Origin of the sequence: Pseudomonas sp. P179 (genome assembly GCF_000478485.2) — a bacterium.
In the GTDB taxonomy this organism is placed as follows: Bacteria; Pseudomonadota; Gammaproteobacteria; order Pseudomonadales; family Pseudomonadaceae; genus Pseudomonas; species Pseudomonas aeruginosa.
On sequence record NZ_KI517354.1, the window covers coordinates 3,635,512 to 3,654,058 of the forward strand.

At 66.9% G+C, this 18,547-nt stretch carries 17 protein-coding genes; 9 read left to right on the top strand and 8 right to left on the bottom strand.

Translation table 11 applies throughout. From position 1 onward, the window contains the following. Positions 1 to 120: 120 nt before the first annotated feature. On the bottom strand, positions 121 to 483 hold the full coding sequence (locus HMPREF1224_RS29290) for a PaaI family thioesterase (protein WP_042115369.1): 363 nt from the start codon (positions 481 to 483) through the stop codon (positions 121 to 123). 38 nt (positions 484 to 521) lie between these two features. After that, on the bottom strand, positions 522 to 2,861 hold the full coding sequence (locus tag HMPREF1224_RS29295; RefSeq protein ID WP_010793665.1) for a Tex family protein: 2,340 nt from the start codon (positions 2,859 to 2,861) through the stop codon (positions 522 to 524). A 188-nt stretch (positions 2,862 to 3,049) separates the two neighbouring features. On the opposite strand from HMPREF1224_RS29295, the gene amgR reads away from it, so the two are divergent. Both amgR and amgS read left to right on the top strand, forming a co-directional pair. Continuing rightward, complete coding sequence (gene amgR, locus HMPREF1224_RS29300) at positions 3,050 to 3,793, top strand: two-component system response regulator AmgR (RefSeq protein ID WP_003096259.1); 744 nt, start codon at positions 3,050 to 3,052, stop codon at positions 3,791 to 3,793. Positions 3,794 to 3,887: 94 nt separating this feature from the next. Beyond that, positions 3,888 to 5,207, top strand: a complete 1,320-nt coding sequence (amgS, locus tag HMPREF1224_RS29305) for a two-component system sensor histidine kinase AmgS (RefSeq protein ID WP_003096258.1) — start codon at positions 3,888 to 3,890, stop codon at positions 5,205 to 5,207. Between the two features lie 76 nt (positions 5,208 to 5,283). On the opposite strand, the gene HMPREF1224_RS29310 is transcribed toward amgS, so the two are convergent. From HMPREF1224_RS29310 to HMPREF1224_RS29320, 3 genes are all read right to left on the bottom strand, one after another. Further along, positions 5,284 to 6,207 (bottom strand): LD-carboxypeptidase, encoded by a 924-nt coding sequence (locus HMPREF1224_RS29310; RefSeq protein WP_003100070.1) that lies wholly within the window; start codon positions 6,205 to 6,207, stop codon positions 5,284 to 5,286. Positions 6,208 to 6,397: 190 nt separating this feature from the next. Next, the gene (rimK, locus tag HMPREF1224_RS29315; protein WP_003096254.1) at positions 6,398 to 7,303 is read right to left on the bottom strand and encodes a 30S ribosomal protein S6--L-glutamate ligase; all 906 of its coding nucleotides are present in this window, start codon (positions 7,301 to 7,303) and stop codon (positions 6,398 to 6,400) included. A 131-nt stretch (positions 7,304 to 7,434) separates the two neighbouring features. Further along, positions 7,435 to 7,869 (bottom strand): retropepsin-like aspartic endopeptidase RimB, encoded by a 435-nt coding sequence (locus tag HMPREF1224_RS29320; RefSeq protein ID WP_003146534.1) that lies wholly within the window; start codon positions 7,867 to 7,869, stop codon positions 7,435 to 7,437. Positions 7,870 to 8,078: 209 nt separating this feature from the next. Between HMPREF1224_RS29320 and HMPREF1224_RS29325 the strand changes: the two genes are divergently transcribed. Then, entirely contained in the window at positions 8,079 to 8,474 is a 396-nt protein-coding gene (locus HMPREF1224_RS29325; protein WP_003120401.1) for an RNA-binding S4 domain-containing protein, read from the top strand. Between the two features lie 37 nt (positions 8,475 to 8,511). Here the strand turns inward: HMPREF1224_RS29325 and HMPREF1224_RS29330 are convergent, their stop codons facing one another. Beyond that, positions 8,512 to 9,315, bottom strand: a complete 804-nt coding sequence (locus HMPREF1224_RS29330; RefSeq protein ID WP_003096247.1) for a phosphatase PAP2 family protein — start codon at positions 9,313 to 9,315, stop codon at positions 8,512 to 8,514. Between the two features lie 112 nt (positions 9,316 to 9,427). On the opposite strand from HMPREF1224_RS29330, the gene hslO reads away from it, so the two are divergent. Together hslO and HMPREF1224_RS29340 are read left to right on the top strand one after the other, a co-directional pair. Beyond that, positions 9,428 to 10,321, top strand: a complete 894-nt coding sequence (gene hslO / locus HMPREF1224_RS29335; protein ID WP_010793666.1) for an Hsp33 family molecular chaperone HslO — start codon at positions 9,428 to 9,430, stop codon at positions 10,319 to 10,321. A 115-nt stretch (positions 10,322 to 10,436) separates the two neighbouring features. After that, positions 10,437 to 11,978 carry a phosphoenolpyruvate carboxykinase gene (locus HMPREF1224_RS29340; RefSeq protein WP_003109982.1) on the top strand — a complete coding sequence of 514 codons (1,542 nt, stop codon included), beginning with the start codon at positions 10,437 to 10,439 and terminating at the stop codon, positions 11,976 to 11,978. Between the two features lie 57 nt (positions 11,979 to 12,035). Here HMPREF1224_RS29340 and HMPREF1224_RS29345 read toward each other — a convergent pair whose 3' ends face one another. Continuing rightward, positions 12,036 to 12,392 carry a fimbrial protein gene (locus HMPREF1224_RS29345; RefSeq protein ID WP_010793667.1) on the bottom strand — a complete coding sequence of 119 codons (357 nt, stop codon included), beginning with the start codon at positions 12,390 to 12,392 and terminating at the stop codon, positions 12,036 to 12,038. 253 nt (positions 12,393 to 12,645) lie between these two features. On the opposite strand from HMPREF1224_RS29345, the gene HMPREF1224_RS29350 reads away from it, so the two are divergent. Continuing rightward, the gene (locus HMPREF1224_RS29350) at positions 12,646 to 13,248 is read left to right on the top strand and encodes a nitroreductase family protein (RefSeq protein ID WP_003100063.1); all 603 of its coding nucleotides are present in this window, start codon (positions 12,646 to 12,648) and stop codon (positions 13,246 to 13,248) included. 14 nt (positions 13,249 to 13,262) lie between these two features. On the opposite strand, the gene HMPREF1224_RS29355 is transcribed toward HMPREF1224_RS29350, so the two are convergent. Continuing rightward, positions 13,263 to 14,171: a LysR family transcriptional regulator gene (locus HMPREF1224_RS29355; protein WP_003096239.1), complete on the bottom strand. Its 909-nt coding sequence runs from the start codon at positions 14,169 to 14,171 to the stop codon at positions 13,263 to 13,265. Positions 14,172 to 14,313: 142 nt separating this feature from the next. Here HMPREF1224_RS29355 and HMPREF1224_RS29360 point away from each other — a divergent pair, with 142 nt between their 5' ends. Genes HMPREF1224_RS29360 through HMPREF1224_RS29370 form a run of 3 tightly spaced genes read left to right on the top strand, consistent with a single transcriptional unit; the run spans position 14,314 to position 18,531 of the window. Further along, positions 14,314 to 15,549 carry a 3-hydroxyacyl-CoA dehydrogenase gene (locus HMPREF1224_RS29360; protein WP_003161199.1) on the top strand — a complete coding sequence of 412 codons (1,236 nt, stop codon included), beginning with the start codon at positions 14,314 to 14,316 and terminating at the stop codon, positions 15,547 to 15,549. A gap of 1 nt (position 15,550) precedes the next feature. Beyond that, positions 15,551 to 17,341, top strand: coding sequence for an acyl-CoA dehydrogenase C-terminal domain-containing protein (locus HMPREF1224_RS29365; protein WP_010793668.1), 1,791 nt, complete (start codon positions 15,551 to 15,553; stop codon positions 17,339 to 17,341). Positions 17,342 to 17,367: 26 nt separating this feature from the next. Then, a complete protein-coding gene (locus HMPREF1224_RS29370; RefSeq protein WP_003123674.1) occupies positions 17,368 to 18,531 on the top strand; it encodes an iron-containing alcohol dehydrogenase in 1,164 nt (387 codons plus the stop codon). The last annotated feature ends 16 nt before the right edge of the window (positions 18,532 to 18,547 follow it).

Genomic DNA, 18,547 nt, shown 5'->3' on the forward strand with positions numbered 1-18,547 from the left:
CGTTTTCGCTTCGTCCTGGGGCCGGTCGCCGCGACTTCGGCGGGAGCCGTCGAGGCGGGCGCCCGGCACGGATCGGGATCGCCGTTGCGCGCCATTCTGCCGCATGGCGGCCGCGCCGGTTTACAACTGGGCGAAGGTACCTTGTCCTTTCGCGACCAGTTTGTCGCCTTGCCGCACCTCGGCTTCCACCACCAGGCTGCGGCGCCCGGCATGGAGGACGCGGGCGACGCAGCGCACCTCGCCGTCGGCGACGGCGCGGATGTAGTTGATCTTGCATTCCAGGGTGACGCTCTGGCGGTCGAAACCATGGGAACTGGAGCAGGCCAGCCCCATGGTCACGTCCATCAGCGAGAACAGCGCGCCGCCGTGCATGACCCCGCCGCGGTTGCGCAGGTGCGCGGCCATCGGCAGGCGTACCTCGGCGACGCCGTCGCCGAGGCTGACCGGGTCCAGGCCGACCAGTTCGCTGTAGGCGCTGATCATCTGCTCGCGGGCGGGCATCTCGCTCATGGACGGCTCCGTCACTTCTTCTTCAGTTGCTTGGCGTTGGCGAACAGCGCGGCCATGGCGTTGTTCGCCGGCGGCGCGCTCTGTCCGCGCGGGGCGCCACGCTCCTGGCGCGGCTGGCCGCTGCCGGTGGGACGCCCGCCGCGCTGGCCTTCGACCTTCTCGCCGGGGGTGTCGCTCATGCGCATGGACAGGCCGACACGGTTGCGCGGGATGTCCACTTCCATGACCTTGACCTTGACGATGTCGCCGGCCTTGACCACTTCGTACGGATCCTTGACGAACTTCTCGGACAGCGCCGAGATGTGCACCAGGCCGTCCTGGTGGACGCCGATGTCGACGAACGCGCCGAAGTTGGTGACGTTGGTCACCACGCCCTCCAGGACCATGCCCGGCTTGAGGTCCTTGAGGCTCTCGACGCCTTCCTGGAATTCTGCGGTCTTGAACTCCGGACGCGGGTCGCGGCCGGGCTTGTCGAGTTCCTTGAGGATGTCGGTGACGGTCGGCAGGCCGAAGGTCTCGTCGGTGAACTTCTTCGGGTCGAGGCGCTTGAGGAACGCCGAGTCGCCGATCAGCGAGCGGATGTCGCGCTCGGTGTCGGCGGCGATGCGCTGCACCAGCGGATAGGTCTCCGGGTGCACCGCCGAGGCGTCCAGCGGGTTGTCGCCGTTCATCACGCGGAGGAAGCCGGCGGCTTGCTCGAAGGTCTTTTCGCCCAGGCGGCTGACTTTCTTCAGCTCGTCGCGGGTGCGGAACGCTCCGTTGGCGTCGCGGTGCGCGACGATGTTCTGCGCCAGCGTCGAGTTGAGGCCGGAGATGCGTGCCAGCAGGGCGGCGGAGGCGGTGTTGACGTCGACGCCGACGGCGTTCACGCAATCCTCGACCACCGCGTCCAGGCTACGCGCCAGCTTCAGCTGGGACACGTCGTGCTGGTACTGGCCGACGCCGATCGACTTGGGCTCGATCTTCACCAGCTCCGCCAGCGGGTCCTGCAGGCGACGGGCGATGGATACGGCGCCGCGCAGGGACACGTCCAGCTCGGGGAACTCCTTCGCCGCCAGTTCGGAGGCGGAATACACCGATGCGCCGGCTTCGCTGACCATGATCTTGGTCAGCTTCATGCCCGGATACTTCTTGATCAGTTCGCCGGCCAGCTTGTCGGTCTCGCGGCTGGCGGTGCCGTTGCCGATGGCGATCAGCTCGACCTGGTGCTTGGCGCACAGCGCGGCGAGCACGGCGAGGGTCTGGTCCCACTGGTTCTTCGGCGCATGTGGGTAGACGGTGGCGGTGTCCAGCAGCTTGCCGGTGGCGTCGACCACCGCGACCTTGACCCCGGTGCGCAGGCCCGGGTCGAGGCCGAGGGTGGCGCGCGGGCCGGCCGGGGCGGCCAGCAGCAGGTCGTGCAGGTTGCGCGCGAACACGCTGATCGCCTCGTCCTCGGCGCCGTCGCGGAGCTCGCCGAACAGGTCGGTTTCCAGGTGGGTATAGAGCTTGACCTTCCAGGTCCAGCGCACCACCTCGGCCAGCCACTTGTCGGCGGCGCGGCCCTGGTTGGACAGGCCGAAGCGCTCGGAGATCATGACCTCGCATGGGTGCAGGGTGCCCGGCGCTTCCTCGCCGACCTTCAGCGAGGCGCTGAGGACGCCTTCGTTGCGTCCGCGGAAGATCGCCAGGGCGCGGTGCGACGGAGCGCTTTTCAGCGGCTCATCGTGTTCGAAGTAGTCGCTGAACTTGGCGCCTTCCTGTTCCTTGCCGGGGACCACGCGGGCGGTCAGGGTCGCTTCGTTCTTCATGAACACGCGCAGCTTGTCGAGCAGCGTGGCGTCTTCGGCGAAGCGCTCCATGAGGATGTACTTGGCGCCTTCCAGCACCGCCTTGACGTCGGCGAAGCCTTTCTCGGCGTCGACGAAACGCGCGGCCTCGCTTTCCGGGACCAGGGTCGGGTCGTCGAACAGTGCGTCGGCCAGCGCGCCGAGGCCGGCTTCCAGGGCGATCTGGCCCTTGGTGCGGCGCTTCTGCTTATAAGGCAGGTAGAGGTCTTCGAGACGGGTCTTGGTGTCGGCGAGCTTGATGTCGCGGGCCAGTTCGGGGGTCAGCTTGCCCTGTTCCTCGATGCTGGCGAGGATCGCGCCGCGGCGTTCTTCCAGTTCGCGCAGGTAGCGCAGGCGCTCTTCCAGCATGCGCAACTGGGTATCGTCGAGGCTGCCGGTGACCTCTTTGCGGTAACGGGCGATGAAGGGAACGGTGGAGCCTTCGTCGAGCAGGGCGACGGCAGCGGCGACTTGCTGCGGTTGAACGCGGCCGGAGGGCAGTGCGGAGAGCTCTTCGGCGATACGGGTGTTGATGCTGTCCATTGATCCACCTGGTAAAACGAACGAAAACGGGCCGTGTAGACAACGCCCCGCCGCAAAAGCGCCGCATTATACCTGCCAAGTTTCGCCTTGGAGGGCGGCTGGTCGGGGAAAAATCTGCTAACAATGGACAGTCCGGCCCAGCCGCTACCTGGGCGATAATGCCCGCCTGACTCATTCTGGGAGTTTCTATGTCGAACCCTGCCGCCCTGGCCGAAGGTGAAAAGATCCTCGTCGTCGACGACGACGCCCGCCTGCGCCGCCTGCTCGAACGTTTCCTCGACGAGCAGGGCTACCGCGTCCGCGCGGTGGAGAACACCGAGCAGATGGATCGCCTTCTATCCCGCGAACTGTTCCAGCTGGTTGTGCTCGACCTGATGCTTCCCGGCGAGGACGGCCTCACTGCCTGCCGCCGCCTGCGCGAACAGAACAACCAGGTGCCGATCATCATGCTCACCGCCAAGGGCGACGAGGGCAGCCGCATCCAGGGCCTGGAACTGGGCGCCGACGACTACCTGGCCAAGCCGTTCAACCCGCGCGAACTGCTGGCGCGGATCAAGGCCGTGCTGCGCCGCCAGGCGCCGCTGGTGCCCGGCGCGCCTGCCGGTGCCGACGAGGTGGTGACCTTCGGCGACTACCAGCTGTTCCTCGCCACCCGCGAACTGAAGAAGGGCGACGAGGTACACATGCTGACCACCGGCGAGTTCGCCGTGCTCAAGGCCCTGGTGCAGCACGCCCGCGAACCGCTGACCCGGGACAAGCTGATGAACCTCGCCCGTGGCCGCGAGTGGGATGCCCTGGAGCGTTCCATCGACGTGCAGATCTCGCGCCTGCGCCGGCTGATCGAGCCGGATCCGTCCAAGCCGCGCTATATCCAGACGGTCTGGGGCGTCGGCTACGTGTTCGTGCCGGACGGCAACGCGCGCAAGGCCTGAGTCTCCGCGCGGCCGGTGCAGCGATGCACCGGCCGCGTCGTCTTACCCGCAACAGGCGTCGGCCCCGTCCGCCGGCGCGCAACCGGTCCGATCGATGAAAACGCCGCTCTGGTTCCCGCAAAGCTTCTTCGCCCGCACCCTCTGGCTGGTGCTGATCGTCGTGCTGTTCTCCAAGGCGCTGACCCTGGTCTACCTGCTGATGAACGAGGACGTGATCGTCGACCGCCAGTACAGCCACGGCGCGGCGCTGACCATCCGCGCGTTCTGGGCTGCCGACGAGGAGTCGCGCGCGGCCATCGCCAAGGCTTCCGGCCTGCGCTGGGTGCCGAGCAGCGCCGACCAGCCCGGCGAGCAGCACTGGCCGTACACGGAAATCTTCCAGCGGCAGATGCAGATGGAGCTGGGGCCGGACACCGAGACCCGCCTGCGTATCCACCAGCCGTCGCAGCTCTGGGTGCGCGCACCGAGCCTCGGCGAAGGCTGGCTGGCGGTGCCGCTGTATCCGCATCCCTTGCGTGGCCAACGGATCTGGAGCGTGCTCGGCTGGTTCCTCGGCATCGGCCTGCTCTCCACCGCCGCCGCCTGGATCTTCGTCCGCCAGCTCAGCCAGCCGCTCAAGCGCCTGGTGGTCGCCGCCCGCCAGTTCGGCCAGGGGCGCAGCGTGCGCCTGCCGCTGGGACCGGAGACGCCGAGTGAAATGGCCGAGGTGTATCGCGCCTTCAACCAGATGGCCGAGGACATCGAGCAGGGCGGGCGCGAACGCGAATTGATGTTGGCCGGTGTCTCCCACGACCTGCGCACCCCGCTGACGCGCCTGCGCCTGTCGCTGGAGTTGCTGCCGGAGAGCGAACGGGAGATGGTCGAGGACATGATCCGCGACATCGAGGACATGGACGCGATCCTCGACCAGTTCCTCGCCTTCATCCGCGACGGCCGCGACGAGCCGGTGGAGGAGGGCGACCTGACCGACCTGGTGCGCGAGGTCGTGGCGCCGTTCAACCAGACTCGCGAGCAGGTGCGCATGGCCTTGCAACCGGTACCGGCGATGCCGTTGCGGCGTGTGTCGATGAAGCGTCTGCTGGGCAACCTGATCGACAATGCCCTGAACCACGGCGGCGGTTCGGTGGAGGTGGCCAGCTACGTGGCCGGCGAAAGCGCGGCGCCCTACGTGGTGCTGAGCGTGCTCGATCGCGGCCAGGGCATCGATCCCGCGGAAGTGGACAGCATCTTCAATCCCTTCATCCGTGGCGACAAGGCGCGTGGCGGCAAGGGCACCGGCCTCGGCCTGGCGATCGTCAAGCGCATCGCCGCCCAGCACGGCGGCAGCGTCGAACTGCGCAACCGCGATGGCGGCGGCCTGGAAGCGCGGGTCTGCCTGCCGCTGGGGTTGCTGCTGCCGCGCGGCGCGGCCTGATACCCGACGGGTTTGTGCCGTTCCAGCGGCACTTCCCGCCCCCTCTCGCGCTTACGGAGAAGGGCGCGCCCCGTCCCTACCAGCGCAACCGGTTTCCCTCGAGCACCGCGGTCTTCCCGTAAGGCCAGGCTCGGTTCTGCGCACCATGCCCGCTGGGCAGGTGGTGGTAGAGCGGCACCTCGATGGCGGCGGCGTATTCGCCGAAGATCCGCTCCAGGCTGTGGGCGACTTCCTTGCGCGGGCAATCGGTGAACGAGCCCAGGCAGATCGCGCCGAGCTGGCGCGCGTCGATGCTTTCGAGCAATTGCCAGAGGCTGCGCTCCAGGCGGTAGTAGGGTTCGCCGACGTCCTCCAGGACCAGGATCGACCCCGCCGGGGCGTGCAGGCCGCCGAGTGTGCCGGCCATGCAGGCCAGGGCGGTGAGGTTGCCGCCGATCAGCGCGCCTTCGACGCGTTGCTTGTGTCCGCCGAGGTGCTGCACCGGGAGTTCATGGTCGATTCCGGCCAGCAAGCGGCTGACCGAGGCCAGAGAGGCTAGCCGCTCCTGCTGCTCGCGGGGGGCGCTCAGCGGCGACAGACCGAGTCCGGTGGCCACCGGGCCGTGGATCGCAGGCAGGCCGTGGCGGTGGAAAGCGCTGAGCAACACCGAGATGTCGGAGAAACCGATCAGTGGCCGCGGAGAGGCCGCCTGCAGGCGCCCCCAGTCCAGGCCCGGCAGCAACTGGCCGCAGCCGTAGCCGCCGCGCAGGCACCAGACCGCGGTGATGTCCGGCATGTCGAAGGCGTTGTGCAGGTCTTCCAGGCGCTGCTCGACCGTCCCGGCGAGGTAGCGGTAGCGGGCTTCGACGTGGCGGCCGAGATGGTAGTCCACGCCGTGCACTTCCAGTTGCCGCAGGGTCGCCTCCAGCACGTCGGTGGCGATGGCCGAGGCTGGCGCGATCAGCGCCACCCGGCCGTCGATGGGCTGCCAAGTCTGGTCGGAGGAGGGACGAGAGGTCATGCGGCGATTCCGTGAAGCGTCAGGAAAGGATTCGAGTGCCGGAATAGCCCAGGGTTCGGCGGGGTTTCCGGCATCGGTTGCGGCGATGCTTCATTCAAGCGTGGCATGGACCTTCTGTCGAGGCCGGGATCGCCAGCGTAATGCGGTGCGTCCGATGGGCCGGGACAACGCATGCGTTGTCTGGTCCGGCTCACCCCTTTCCCTTCGTCCTGGCCAGGTGGGGGCCGCCGTTCTTTTCCAGGTACTGGATGATGATCCCGGCGATGTCCTTGCCGGTGGTGGATTCGATACCTTCCAGGCCCGGCGAGGAGTTCACCTCCATTACCAGCGGACCATGGTTGGAGCGCAGGATGTCCACCCCGGCGACGTTCAGGCCCATCACGCGGGCGGCGCGGATGGCGGTCATGCGTTCTTCCGGGGTGATCTTGATCAGGCTGGCGCTGCCGCCTCGGTGCAGGTTGGAGCGGAACTCGCCGGGCGCTGCCTGGCGCTTCATCGAGGCGATCACCTTGTCGCCGACCACGAAGCAGCGGATGTCGGCGCCGCCGGCTTCCTTTATGTACTCCTGGACCATGATGTTGTGCTTGAGCCCCATGAAAGCCTCGAGCACCGATTCGGCGGCCTTCTCGGTTTCGCAGAGGACCACGCCGATGCCCTGGGTGCCCTCCAGCAGCTTGATCACCAGCGGTGCGCCTCCGACCATCTCGATCAGGTCCGGGACATCATCCGGGGAATGAGCGAAGCCGGTCACCGGCAGGCCGATGCCCTTGCGCGAGAGCAGTTGCAGCGAGCGCAGCTTGTCCCGCGAGCGAGCGATGGCGACCGACTCGTTGAGCGGGAACACGCCCATCATCTCGAACTGGCGCAATACCGCGCAGCCGTAGAAGGTCACCGAGGCGCCGATGCGCGGGATCACCGCGTCGAAGCCCTCCAGCGGTTGTCCCCGGTAGTGGATCTGCGGCTTGTGGCTGGCGATGTTCATGTAGGCGCGCAGCGTATCGATGACCACCATTTCATGGCCGCGCTCCCGCCCGGCCTCCACCAGGCGACGGGTCGAGTAGAGCCGGGGATTGCGCGACAGCACGGCGATTTTCATTCAGCACCTGTGGATGGGTTGGACCGGCTGGCGGGCAGCGGCGGCGAAGCTGTGGGTTGTCGTCGCGGCAGGCATCGGACCGGCCGTTTCGGGAATGGATGGAGGTTGGACAGGTGCTGCCGGCGAATGGCTCAAACCGGGCTCCCGTCGAGCAGGTCGATGCTCGTCGCCGCGGGCAGGGCGGCCGGCGACTCGGGACGATCCTGGACGTAGGCCAGGGCCGGGTTGACCACCAGTTGCCCGGCGATCAGCGCCTTGGAGCCGAGCAGCACGCGATAGCGCATGGACTTGCGGCAGGCCAGGGTGAACTCTACCGGCCACATGCGATCGCCCAGCGCCAGGGTGGTGCGGATCACGTAGCGGGTCTGGGCCTGGCCGTTGGAGCTGCGAATGCTCTTGCGCGCGACCATCGGCGCTTCGCAACGGTGCCGGCGCTGCACCAGCGTGCCGAGGTGGGCGGTGAAGCGCACCCACTTCTCGCCGTCGCGCTCGAAGGGAACGATGTCCGAGGCATGCAGGCTGGAGGTGCTGGCGCCGGTGTCGATCTTCGCGCGCAGCCCGACCATGCCCAGTTCGGGAAAGGCGATCCACTCGCGCAGACCGATGACGGAAAGCTGGTCGAATGTCTTCACGGGTAGGCATTCCAGGCGTTTTGCCGGCATTCTAGCAGGGCTATGGGCGGCCGCCAGGCGGCTGCCCGAGGATGCCGAAGACGAACCTAGCGGCTGTCGATGACAGTCGCGAGACAGCGGCGGAACGAATACGGGAAATGCCAGTGAGCGAGAAAGACGACGACAAGGTGCGCCTGGACAAGTGGCTCTGGGCGGCGCGCTTCTTCAAGACCCGGGCGCTGGCCAAGGCCGCGATAGAGGGCGGCAAGGTGCATTGCCGGGGCGAGCGGTGCAAGCCGAGCAAGGAACCCAGGGTAGGGGAGGAGTTGACCATTCGTACGGGCTTCGACGAGCGAACCGTGACCATTCGCGCGCTTTCCGTAGTCCGGCGTGGCGCGCCGGAGGCCCAGGCTCTCTACGAGGAAACCGCGGACAGCGTGGCAAGCCGCGAGCGCGCGGCGGCCATGCGCAAGGCCGGGGCGCTGGGCGTACAGACAGAGGGGCGGCCGAGCAAGAAGCAGCGGCGGCAGATCCACCAGTTGCGCGGCGGCCAGGACTGAGAAGCGCCGGTCTCCCGCAGGGGAGACCGGGATGGCCTCAGGCCGAGTCGCGGACCACGCCGAGGCGGCCGATCAGCGGCAATTTCGCCAGCAGGCGGAACAGCGGTTCGGTCACCTGCACCAGCCAGCCGCTGGCCTTCGCCGCCAGCGGTGTGTAGCAGCCCCAGGCGAGGGCCAGCAGGGCCATCTGCAGGCCGCCGATGTAGTCGTCCTGGCCCCAGTGCGCGCCGGCTACCAGGCGCGGCATCATGAACAGCACGGCCAGGGTCCAGATCAGCAGGAACTGCCCGGCGCGGCGAGCGAACAGCGACATGAACAGCGCCCAGACCAGCAGCACCGAGGCGTGGTCGCCGGGGAAGCTGCGCTTGGAGCGGTCCTTGATTTCCCACACGCGTTCCCAGTCCGGGAAGTGGTCGCTGAGGTGGATGGCCTTGTCCATCAGCATCGACAGGCTGGCGTGCTGCCAGTGCAGATGGTGGGCGATCTTCGCGTAGAGCACGCGGATCACCACCAGGATCAGCAGGGTCACGATGAAGCCGAAGGTCAGCCGCCGTACCTGGTTCGCCGGCAGCAGCCAGTCGCCGCGAATCAGCAGGCAGAGCAGGATCACCCCGACCACCGCGTCGAACGGTCGGGTACTGAGCAGGCCCCAGAGTTTCAGCCAGGTTTCGTTGAGGGCGAGGGAGCCGTTGAGCTTGTCGAAGAGCCAGAAGTCGAAGCCGTTCATCAGCTCGCGGGTGGGGCCCCAGAGCCACAGGATCAGCAGCAGGAGCGCCAGAAGATGACAGGTGGCGAACTTGCGCCATTGCCAGGCCGCTTGGAACGGAGAGGCATTATCCATAAAATCGTTTCCCCCTATCGGCGCCGGGTCGGCGTACGACTGTCACGAAGCGCGCTTTTATAGGCCTTTGTCACTCACTTGTCATTCCCTCATTCGTAGCGTTGTGTCCCGCATGTCCCATTCAGATCAGAGCCAGCGTTTCCTTTTCGACGATACCGACGTGCGCGGCGAGATGGTCGATCTCGAGCGCAGCTACAGCGAAGTGCTGGCCAAACATCCCTATCCGGAACCGGTCGCGCAGTTGCTCGGGGAGATGCTCGCGGCGGCCTCGCTGCTCTGCGGCACGCTCAAGTTCGACGGCCTGCTGGTATTGCAGGCGCGCTCCAGCGGCGCGGTTCCGCTGTTGATGGTGGAGTGTTCCAGCGACCGCCAGGTGCGTGGCCTGGCCCGCTATTCGGCGGAGTCCATCGGCGCCGACGCCGGCATGCAGGAACTGATGCCCGAAGGCGTGCTGACCCTCACCGTGGACCCGGTCAAGGGCCAGCGCTACCAGGGGATCGTCGCCCTGGAGGGGGTGAACCTGGCGGAATGCCTGTCCAACTACTTCGCCAGCTCGGAACAGCTGCCGACCCGTTTCTGGCTCAACGCCAACGGCCGCCGCGCCCGCGGCCTGCTGCTGCAGCAGCTTCCCGCCGACCGCCTGAAGGACCCCGAGGCCCGCGAGGCCAGTTGGCAGCACCTGGCCACCCTGGCCGACACGCTGACCGCCGAAGAGCTGCTGGCGCTGGACAACGAGACCGTCCTGCACCGCCTCTACCACGAGGAAACCGTGCGCCTGTTCGAGCCGCAACCGCTGGTCTTCCATTGCAGTTGCTCGCGGGAACGTTCGGCCAACGCCCTGGTCAGTCTCGGGCAGGCCGACTGCGAGCGGCTGCTCGAGGAGGAAGAAGGCTCGATCAGCATCGACTGCCAGTTCTGCAACCAGCGCTACCTGTTCGACGCCTCCGACGTCGCCCAGTTGTTCGCTGGCGCTGGCAGCCAGGGGCCTTCCGAGACCCGCCACTGACGATTTTTCATCCAGCGGGCTTTTCTGGCATAATCCCGCCACTTTTTTCCTGTAGTGAGTTTTTTGAAGCGCTACGAAGTTTGGAGGACTCGGCCTCTGGCCGACGGGGAACCACATGACGCAAGCCAACAACGCCGTGTACACCGATATCAGCGCCGCCCAACTGGTAGAAGAAGCCATTCGCCGCGGTGAGGGCGAACTGGCCGCCAACGGCTCGCTGGTCGTACGTACCGGCCATCGCACCGGCCGTTCGCCGGTCGACCGTTTCATCGTCGAAGAGCCGAGCACCAAGGACGCGATCGCCTGGGGCAACATCAACCGTCCGTTCCCGGCCGACAAGTTCGATGCGCTGTGGGCCCGCGTGGAAGCGTTCAACAACGCCCAGGACCATTTCGTTTCCCATGTTCATGTAGGTTCCGCCGAGGCTTACTACCTGCCGGTGAAGATGACCACCGCTACCGCCTGGCAGAATCTGTTCGGCCGTTGCCTGTTCATCGAGCCGGAGCAGTACAACCCGGCCGGCAAGGACGAGTGGCAGGTCCTCAATGTCGCCAACTTCGAATGCGTGCCCGAGCGCGACGGCACCAACTCCGACGGTTGCGTGATCCTCAATTTCGCCCAGAAGAAAGTGCTGATCGCAGGCATGCGCTATGCCGGCGAGATGAAGAAAGCCATGTTCTCCGTGCAGAACTTCCTGCTGCCCGAGCGCGACGTGCTGCCGATGCACTGCGCTGCCAACATCGGCGAAGCGGGCGATGTGACCCTGTTCTTCGGCCTGTCCGGCACCGGCAAGACCACCCTGTCCGCCGATGAAAGCCGTTACCTGATCGGTGACGACGAGCACGGCTGGGGCGAGGGCGTGGTGTTCAACGTCGAAGGCGGTTGCTATGCCAAGTGCATCGACCTGTCCGAGAAGAACGAGCCGGTCATCTGGAAAGCCATCAAGTTCGGCGCCGTGCTGGAGAACGTGGTTCTCGACGAAGAGCGCGTGCCCAACTACGCCGATGACAGCCTGACCCAGAACAGCCGCGCCGCCTACCCGCTGGAGCACGTCGAGAAGCGTTCGGAGAAGAACCTCGGCGGCGAGCCCAACGCGGTGATCTTCCTGACCTGCGACCTGACCGGCGTACTGCCGCCGGTATCGATCCTGAACAATGAGCAGGCGGCCTACCACTTCCTGTCCGGCTACACCGCGCTGGTCGGCTCCACCGAGATGGGTTCCGGCGGCGGTATCAAGTCGACCTTCTCCACCTGCTTCGGTGCTCCTTTCTTCCCGCGTCCGGCCGGCGTCTATGCCGAGCTGCTGATCAAGCGCATCAAGGCCTTCGGCTCCAAGGTCTACCTGGTCAACACTGGCTGGACCGGCGGTGGCTACGGCGTGGGCAAGCGCTTCAACATCCCGACCACCCGTGGCGTGATCGCGGCGATCCAGAGCGGCGCGCTGATCGGCGCGGAAACCGAGCACCTGGACATCATCAACCTGGACGTGCCGAAGGCCGTTCCGGGCGTCGAGACCAATCTGCTCAACCCGCGCAACACCTGGGCTGACAAGGCTGCCTACGACGAGGCGGCGAAGGGCCTGGCCAAGCAGTTCATCGAAAACTTCAAGAAATTCGAGGTTTCCGATGCGATCAAGGCCGCCGGCCCGCAGCTGTAAGCCACGTTTCGGCACCATGAAAAAACCGCCTTCGGGCGGTTTTTTCATGGGCGAACGTCAGGGGTAGGTGACGGTGATCAGGTAGTTGCCGGAGCGGCGATCGCTTCCGGCCAGCTCATAGCGCGCCGAGAAATCCCGTTCACCGATGACCGTATCGCTGGGTTGCAAGTGGCGCACCTCGCCGGTCTTCATCGAACGGATGCTGACATCCGCGGTGCGCGCCTGCATGGGACAGCCACTGAGGTGGAAACTGCCCTTGCTTTCGTCTTGGCGGGGAGCGCTCATCGAGCATGGTGGCTCGACAATGGCGCCGGTGAAGCGGATGACGCCGCTGATGCTGCCGGGGGCGGCGAACAGGTTGCTGGAAGTTCCTACAAGAAGACCGAACAAAGCCAGTTGGCCCATCCTGTTCATGAGCTTACTCCTACGTGAGTTCATCCTTATTTTTCTGCGTTCGTGCGTCCCGGGAGGGGCCCTCTCCCAGGCGCTGGCATTGGAGTGGAATATAGGACAATTCCTTAGGAAAATTCCTTCCTAGGAATAGTCCTAGTCCTAATTCTGTAAGTAGCTGCTGTGGGGCTGCGTCGGATTTATTGAAGTCTGGTTTATCTTCTCGCCAATGCCCTAGAGTGGGCGCCCCTTTGTTCCCTCGCAGTGGATTTCCCCCATGCATATCGAAGACGCCGTTCGTAGTCGCCGTGCCATCAAGGGCTACGACTCATCCTTCAGCCTGACTCGCGAAGAGAAGGACCATCTCCTGGACCTGGCGCTGCATGCGCCTTCCGCCTTCAACCTGCAACACGTGCGGCTGGTCGAGGTCAGCGATCCGCAATTGCGCGTGCAGTTGCGTGAAGTGGCCTGGGACCAGGCGCAGGTCACCGACGCGGCGATGCTGGTGGTGGTGTGCGCCCAGCTCGACAGTTGGGAGCGCAACGCGCAGCGGGTCTGGGACGGTGCTCCCGAGGCGGTACAGGCGTTCATGGCAGGCGCCATCGACACCTACTACCGCGGCAAGCCCCAGGTACAGCGCGACGAAGCCATGCGCAGCTGCGGCCTGCTGGCGCAGACCCTGATGCTGGTCGCCCGCGGCCAGGGCCTGGATTCGTGTCCGATGGATGGTTTCGACTTCGATGCCGTGGCCCGGCTGATCAACCTGCCGGACAACCATGTGATCGGCCTGATGGTCGCGGTCGGGAAAAAGGCCGTTGAACCCTGGCCGCGCAGCGGCAAGCTGCCGCGGGAAGAACTGGTCATTCGCGACCGCTTCTGACTGCCCGGATTCCCCTAGTCCGGTCCGGCGGCCCCGACCTGGCGGATCTGTTCGACCAGCCATTGCAGGGCGATGTCGCGTTCGCGCTGGGCCAGAAACACCAGTTCCAGGTGGAACGGGCCGAGGTCGAACGGCAGGTCGAACGATTGCAGGGGCAGCAATCGTTCGAAGTAGTGCGCCAGTTGTCGCGGCAGGACGCCGACCAGGTCGCTGTACGCGGCGATGTGCGCTGCCTGCAGGTAGTTCGGCGTGGTGTAGGCCACTTGCCGCTTGAGCCCCTGGCTGCCCAGCCACTGGTCGACCATCCCCTTGGTCTGCCCGCCGTGCACCCACAGGTGCTGCAGCTCCAGGAAGGTGGCCAGGTCGGGAGCCTGCGCCAGCAGCGGGTGCTGACGCCGGGCGACCAGTTGCAGGGTCTCGCTGGCCCAATGGCGGCGCTGGAAGCGCGCCGGGACGTTTTCGAAGCGGCCTAGCACCAGGTCCAGTTCGCCTTTGTCCAGCGCCTCGGCCGGCAAGGTCGGGGTCAGGTGCTGGATGGCGATGGAGATTCCCGGCGCCCGCTCACTCAGGCGGCGCATCAGGGCGGGCATGCAGATCAGTTCGACGTAGTCGGTCACCGCTACGGTGAAGCGCTGCCGGCTGCGCCCCGGATCGAAGCCCTCGCCGTCGCCCAGGCTCTGTTCGATCTGCCGCAGCGCCGCGCGGATCGGCGCTTCCAGCGCCAGCGCCCGGGGCGTCGGCTGCATCGCACGACCGGCGCGGACCAGCAGCGGGTCGTCGAGCAGCTCGCGCAGGCGGTTCAGCGCATTGCTCACTGCCGGCTGGCTCAGCGCCAGGCGCTCCGCCGCGCGCGAGACGTTGCGTTCGCGCAGCAGCGCGTCAAGGACGCGTAGCAGGTTGAGGTCGAAGGTTTGGATATTCACTGCCTGAATTCCAGCTATCACAAGACTAAATTTCAAAAATAGTACGACCTTCCCCTAAGGTAGTGGTCGCTTTTTGTGCGGTCGGACTGCCCCAGGTTTCGTCCACCGTTCCTCCTGCGCTCGCTACAACGAGGACAAGACCATGAGCCAGAACTTTTCCTTCCGCCAGGCCGCGGTGATCGGCGCCGGCACCATGGGTCGCGGTATCGTCATGTGCCTGGCCAACGCCGGTCTCGACGTGCAGTGGCTGGACAGCAACCCGCAGATGCTCAACCAGGCGCTCGGCGCCGTGGCCGACACCTACGCGCACAACGTGCGCCAGGGGCGCATCGGCGAAGAGGAAGCGGCCGCGCGCCGCGCCCGCATCACGCCGGTCCAGCACCTCGCCGCGATGCGCGAGGCGGACCTGGTGATCGAGGCGGTCTACGAGAACCTGGAACTCAAGCAATCGATCTTCCGCGAGCTGGACGCGGCGCTGAAGCCCTCCGCGGTGCTGGCCAGCAATACCTCCTACCTGGACATCGACGCCATCGCCGCGGTCACCGCGCGTCCGGGTCAGGTGCTCGGCCTGCACTTCTTCAGCCCGGCGCACATCATGCGGCTGCTGGAGATCGTGCGCGGCGCGCAGACCGCGCCGGCGGTGCTGGAGGCGGCCCTGGCGCTGGGCGAGCGGATGGGCAAGGTCAGCGTGGTGGCCGGCAACTGCCACGGCTTCATCGGCAACCGCATGCTCGAACCCTACGCCACCGAGGCCCGCCTGATGCTGCTGGAAGGCGCCCTGCCGTACCAGGTGGACCGGGCTCTCCAGGCGTTCGGTTTCGCCATGGGGCCGTTCCGCATGTACGACGTGGTCGGTATCGACCTTGAGTGGCGCGCCCGCGAGTTGGCCGGGGTCGGCCAGGACCAGCCGGCCGTGCAGGTGGACAACCGCCTTTGCGAGATGGGCCGCTTCGGCCAGAAGAGCGGTGCCGGCTACTACCGCTACGCGCCGGGCAGCCGCCAGGCGGAGCACGATACCGAGGTGGATGCCCTGGTGCTCCGGGTTGCCGAGACGCTGGGCTACCCGCGGCGCGATTTCGCCGACGAGGAAATCCTCGAGCGTTGCCTGCTGGCGCTGGTCAACGAGGGCGCGAAGATCCTCGACGAGGGTATCGCCGCCCGTAGCGCCGACATCGACACTGTCTACCTGAACGGCTACGGCTTCCCCGCCGCGGAGGGCGGTCCCATGGCCTGGGCCGATCGTCTCGGCGCGGCCGAGCTGCTGCAACGCCTGCGTTTCCTCGAACAGCGCCACGGCGCGCGCTGGAAGCCGGCGTCCCTGGTCGAGCGCCTGGCCGCCGAGGGCGGAGCCTTCGCCGACCTGCAGGAGGCGCGCTGAGATGGATTACCAGGCCCCCTTGCGCGACATGCGCTTCGTTCTCCATGAACTGTTCGATGTCGGCGCGCATTGCGAACTGCTGGGCAACGGCATCGATCGCGAACTGATCGACGGCGTGCTCGAGGAAGGCGCGCGCTACACCGGCCAGGTGGTGGCGCCGCTCAATCGCAACAGCGACGAGGAAGGCGCGAAGCTGAAGGATGGCGTGGTGACCACCCCCACCGGCTTTCGCGAAGCCTACCGGCAGTACAGCGAGAACGGCTGGGCGAGCATGACCGGACCCACCGAGTACGGCGGCCAGGGCTTCCCGCAGATGGTCTCCGCGTGCTTCCACGAGATGCTGATGGCCGCCAGCCTGTCCTTCCGCGTCTATTCGGGGCTGACCGAGGGCGCCGTGCTGGCCCTGTACAAGCATGGCGACGAGGCGTTGCGGCGCGACTACCTGGCCAAGCTGGTGAGCGGCGAATGGGCCGGCACCATGTGCCTGACCGAACCCCAGGCCGGCACCGACCTCGCCCTCCTGCGCACCCGCGCCGAGGCGCAGGCCGACGGCAGCTACGCGATCAGCGGCAGCAAGATCTTCATCAGCGGTGGCGAGCAGGACCTCACCGAGAACATCGTCCACCTGGTGCTGGCGCGCCTGGCGGACGCGCCGGCCGGGGTGAAGGGCATCAGTCTGTTCCTGGTGCCGAAGTTCGTCGCCAATCCCGATGGCTCCCTGGGCGAGCGCAACAGCCTGGGGTGCGGCGCCATCGAGCACAAGATGGGGATCAAGGGCGCTTCCACCTGCGTGATGAACTTCGACGGCGCCAGGGGCTGGCTGCTGGGCCAGGCGAACCAGGGCCTGGCCTGCATGTTCACGATGATGAACGACGCGCGCTTCCAGGTCGGCCTGCAGGGCCTGGGTATCGCCGAACGGGCCTTCCAGGGCGCCCTCGGCTACGCCCGCGAACGCCTGCAGTCGCGCGCCCTGGTCGGCCCGCAGGCACCGGACAAGGTCGCCGACCCGATCATCGTGCACCCCGACGTGCGGCGCATGCTGCTGACCCAGAAGACCCTGGTCGAAGGCTGCCGCATGCTGGCGTCCTGCTGCGCACGCCAGCTCGACCTGGAACACGGCCATCCGGATGCTGACGGCCGGCGCGCGGCGACGCGCCGTGCAGCGCTGCTGATCCCCATCGTCAAGGCCTTCCTTACCGATGTCGGCCAGGAAGTCGCCAGCCTCGGCGTACAGGTCTATGGCGGTCACGGTTTCATCCGCGAATGGGGCATGGAGCAATTGATGCGCGACAGTCGCATCACCCAGATATACGAAGGCACCAATGGCATCCAGGCGCTCGATCTGGTCCGCCGCAAGCTGCTCGGCGACCAGGGCGGCGAACTGCTGGCGCTGCAAGGCGAACTGGCGGTGGCCAGCGAGGCGCTGCAAGGGCGTGCTGCGCTGGCGCCACTGGCTGAGCCGGTGCTGCAACGCCTGGAGGAGTGGCGGCAGCTCACCGGCCAGGTACTCGAGGCCTGCGCCCGCGATCCCCAGGAGATCGGCGCCACTTCGGTGGACTTCCTCCAGTACAGCGCCTACGTATTGCTCGCGGCCCTCTGGTTGCAAGCCGCGGCGCGAGCCCAGGAAGCGCTGGACGGCGGCTCCGGCGAGGGCGATTTCTATCGGGCCAAGCTGCGCAGCGCCGATTTCTACCTGCGGCGCATCCTGCCGCGGGCGAGCATGCACCGCGAAGCCTTGCTCGGTGGCGCCGACTGCCTGATGGCCCTGCCCGAGGAGCATTTCTCGTTCTGACGGGCGTCTCGCCCAAGGAGACCGATATGCAAGCTTTCAGTTTCGCCACTACCGCGCAGATCCTCTGCGAGGCCGGCTCCGCCATCCGCCTGGCGGAACTCTGCCGCGAGCGAAGGGCGCGCCGCGTGTTGATCGTGACCGACCCGGGGATCACCCGGCTCGGCTTGCTGGATGCGATCCTGCCCGGCTTCCCGCGCCTGGGCCTGGCCGTCGAGGTGTACGACCAGGTGCTCGCCGATCCGCCCGAGGCGGTGGTCGAGGCCGCGCTCGGGCGGGCGCGGGGCATGGCTGCCGAGCTGGTGGTCGGTTTCGGCGGTGGCAGTTCCATGGACGTGGCCAAGCTGGTCGCGCTGCTCGCCCATCCAGAGGCAGGGCAGGGGCTCGGCGAGGTCTTCGGGGTCGGCAACGCACGCGGGCCGCGCCTGCCGCTGATCCAGGTGCCGACCACCGCCGGGACCGGCTCCGAGGTGACGCCGATCGCCATCGTCACCACCGGCGAGACCACCAAGATGGGCGTGGTCTCGCCCCACTTGCTGCCCGACCTGGCGCTGCTCGACGCCGACCTGACCCTCGGCTTGCCGCCGGCGGTCACCGCGGCGACCGGTATCGACGCGATGGTGCATGCGATCGAGAGCTATACCAGCAAACTGAAGAAGAACCCGCTGTCCGACCTGCTGGCGCGGGAGGCGTTGCGCCTGCTGGCGGCCAACCTGGAACGCGCGGTAGGCGACGGCGGCGACCGCGAGGCGCGCCAGGCCATGCTGCTGGGCGCCTGCCTGGCCGGGCAGGCCTTCGCCAATGCGCCGGTGGCGGCGGTGCATGCCCTGGCCTATCCGCTGGGAGGGCATTTCCACATTCCCCACGGCCTGAGCAATGCGCTGGTGCTACCGGAGGTGATCCGTTTCAACGCTCCCGCTGCCGCTGGACTCTATGCCGAGCTGGCGCCGCTGCTGCTGGGCGACCGCTTGCGTCCGGGCGATCGCGACGCGCTTACCGTGCAGCTGATCGACGAACTGGCCCAGCTCAGTCCGCGCAACGGCCTGCCGAGCCGCTTGCGCGACGCCGGGGTGGACGAGGCGATGCTGCCGCGCCTGGCCGCCGACGCGATGCTCCAGCAGCGTCTGCTGGTCAACAACCCGCGCGAGGTCGGCGAGGCGGATGCCCTGGCGATCTATCGCGCGGCATACTGAATCCCTTCTACGAGGA

Bases quoted from the DNA above. Each gene is read 5' to 3' on its own strand.
- hslO (WP_010793666.1), top strand. From the start codon at position 9,428: ATGTCCCATTCAGATCAGAGCCAGCGTTTCCTTTTCGACGATACCGAC.
- HMPREF1224_RS29330 (WP_003096247.1), bottom strand. From the start codon at position 9,315: ATGGATAATGCCTCTCCGTTCCAAGCGGCCTGGCAATGGCGCAAGTTC.
- rimK (WP_003096254.1), bottom strand. From the start codon at position 7,303: ATGAAAATCGCCGTGCTGTCGCGCAATCCCCGGCTCTACTCGACCCGT.
- HMPREF1224_RS29365 (WP_010793668.1), top strand. From the start codon at position 15,551: ATGGATTACCAGGCCCCCTTGCGCGACATGCGCTTCGTTCTCCATGAA.
- amgR (WP_003096259.1), top strand. From the start codon at position 3,050: ATGTCGAACCCTGCCGCCCTGGCCGAAGGTGAAAAGATCCTCGTCGTC.
- HMPREF1224_RS29360 (WP_003161199.1), top strand. From the start codon at position 14,314: ATGAGCCAGAACTTTTCCTTCCGCCAGGCCGCGGTGATCGGCGCCGGC.
- HMPREF1224_RS29320 (WP_003146534.1), bottom strand. From the start codon at position 7,869: ATGGTCGGGCTGCGCGCGAAGATCGACACCGGCGCCAGCACCTCCAGC.
- HMPREF1224_RS29340 (WP_003109982.1), top strand. From the start codon at position 10,437: ATGACGCAAGCCAACAACGCCGTGTACACCGATATCAGCGCCGCCCAA.
- HMPREF1224_RS29370 (WP_003123674.1), top strand. From the start codon at position 17,368: ATGCAAGCTTTCAGTTTCGCCACTACCGCGCAGATCCTCTGCGAGGCC.
- HMPREF1224_RS29350 (WP_003100063.1), top strand. From the start codon at position 12,646: ATGCATATCGAAGACGCCGTTCGTAGTCGCCGTGCCATCAAGGGCTAC.
- HMPREF1224_RS29310 (WP_003100070.1), bottom strand. From the start codon at position 6,207: ATGACCTCTCGTCCCTCCTCCGACCAGACTTGGCAGCCCATCGACGGC.
- amgS (WP_003096258.1), top strand. From the start codon at position 3,888: ATGAAAACGCCGCTCTGGTTCCCGCAAAGCTTCTTCGCCCGCACCCTC.
- HMPREF1224_RS29295 (WP_010793665.1), bottom strand. From the start codon at position 2,861: ATGGACAGCATCAACACCCGTATCGCCGAAGAGCTCTCCGCACTGCCC.
- HMPREF1224_RS29290 (WP_042115369.1), bottom strand. From the start codon at position 483: ATGATCAGCGCCTACAGCGAACTGGTCGGCCTGGACCCGGTCAGCCTC.
- HMPREF1224_RS29345 (WP_010793667.1), bottom strand. From the start codon at position 12,392: ATGAACAGGATGGGCCAACTGGCTTTGTTCGGTCTTCTTGTAGGAACT.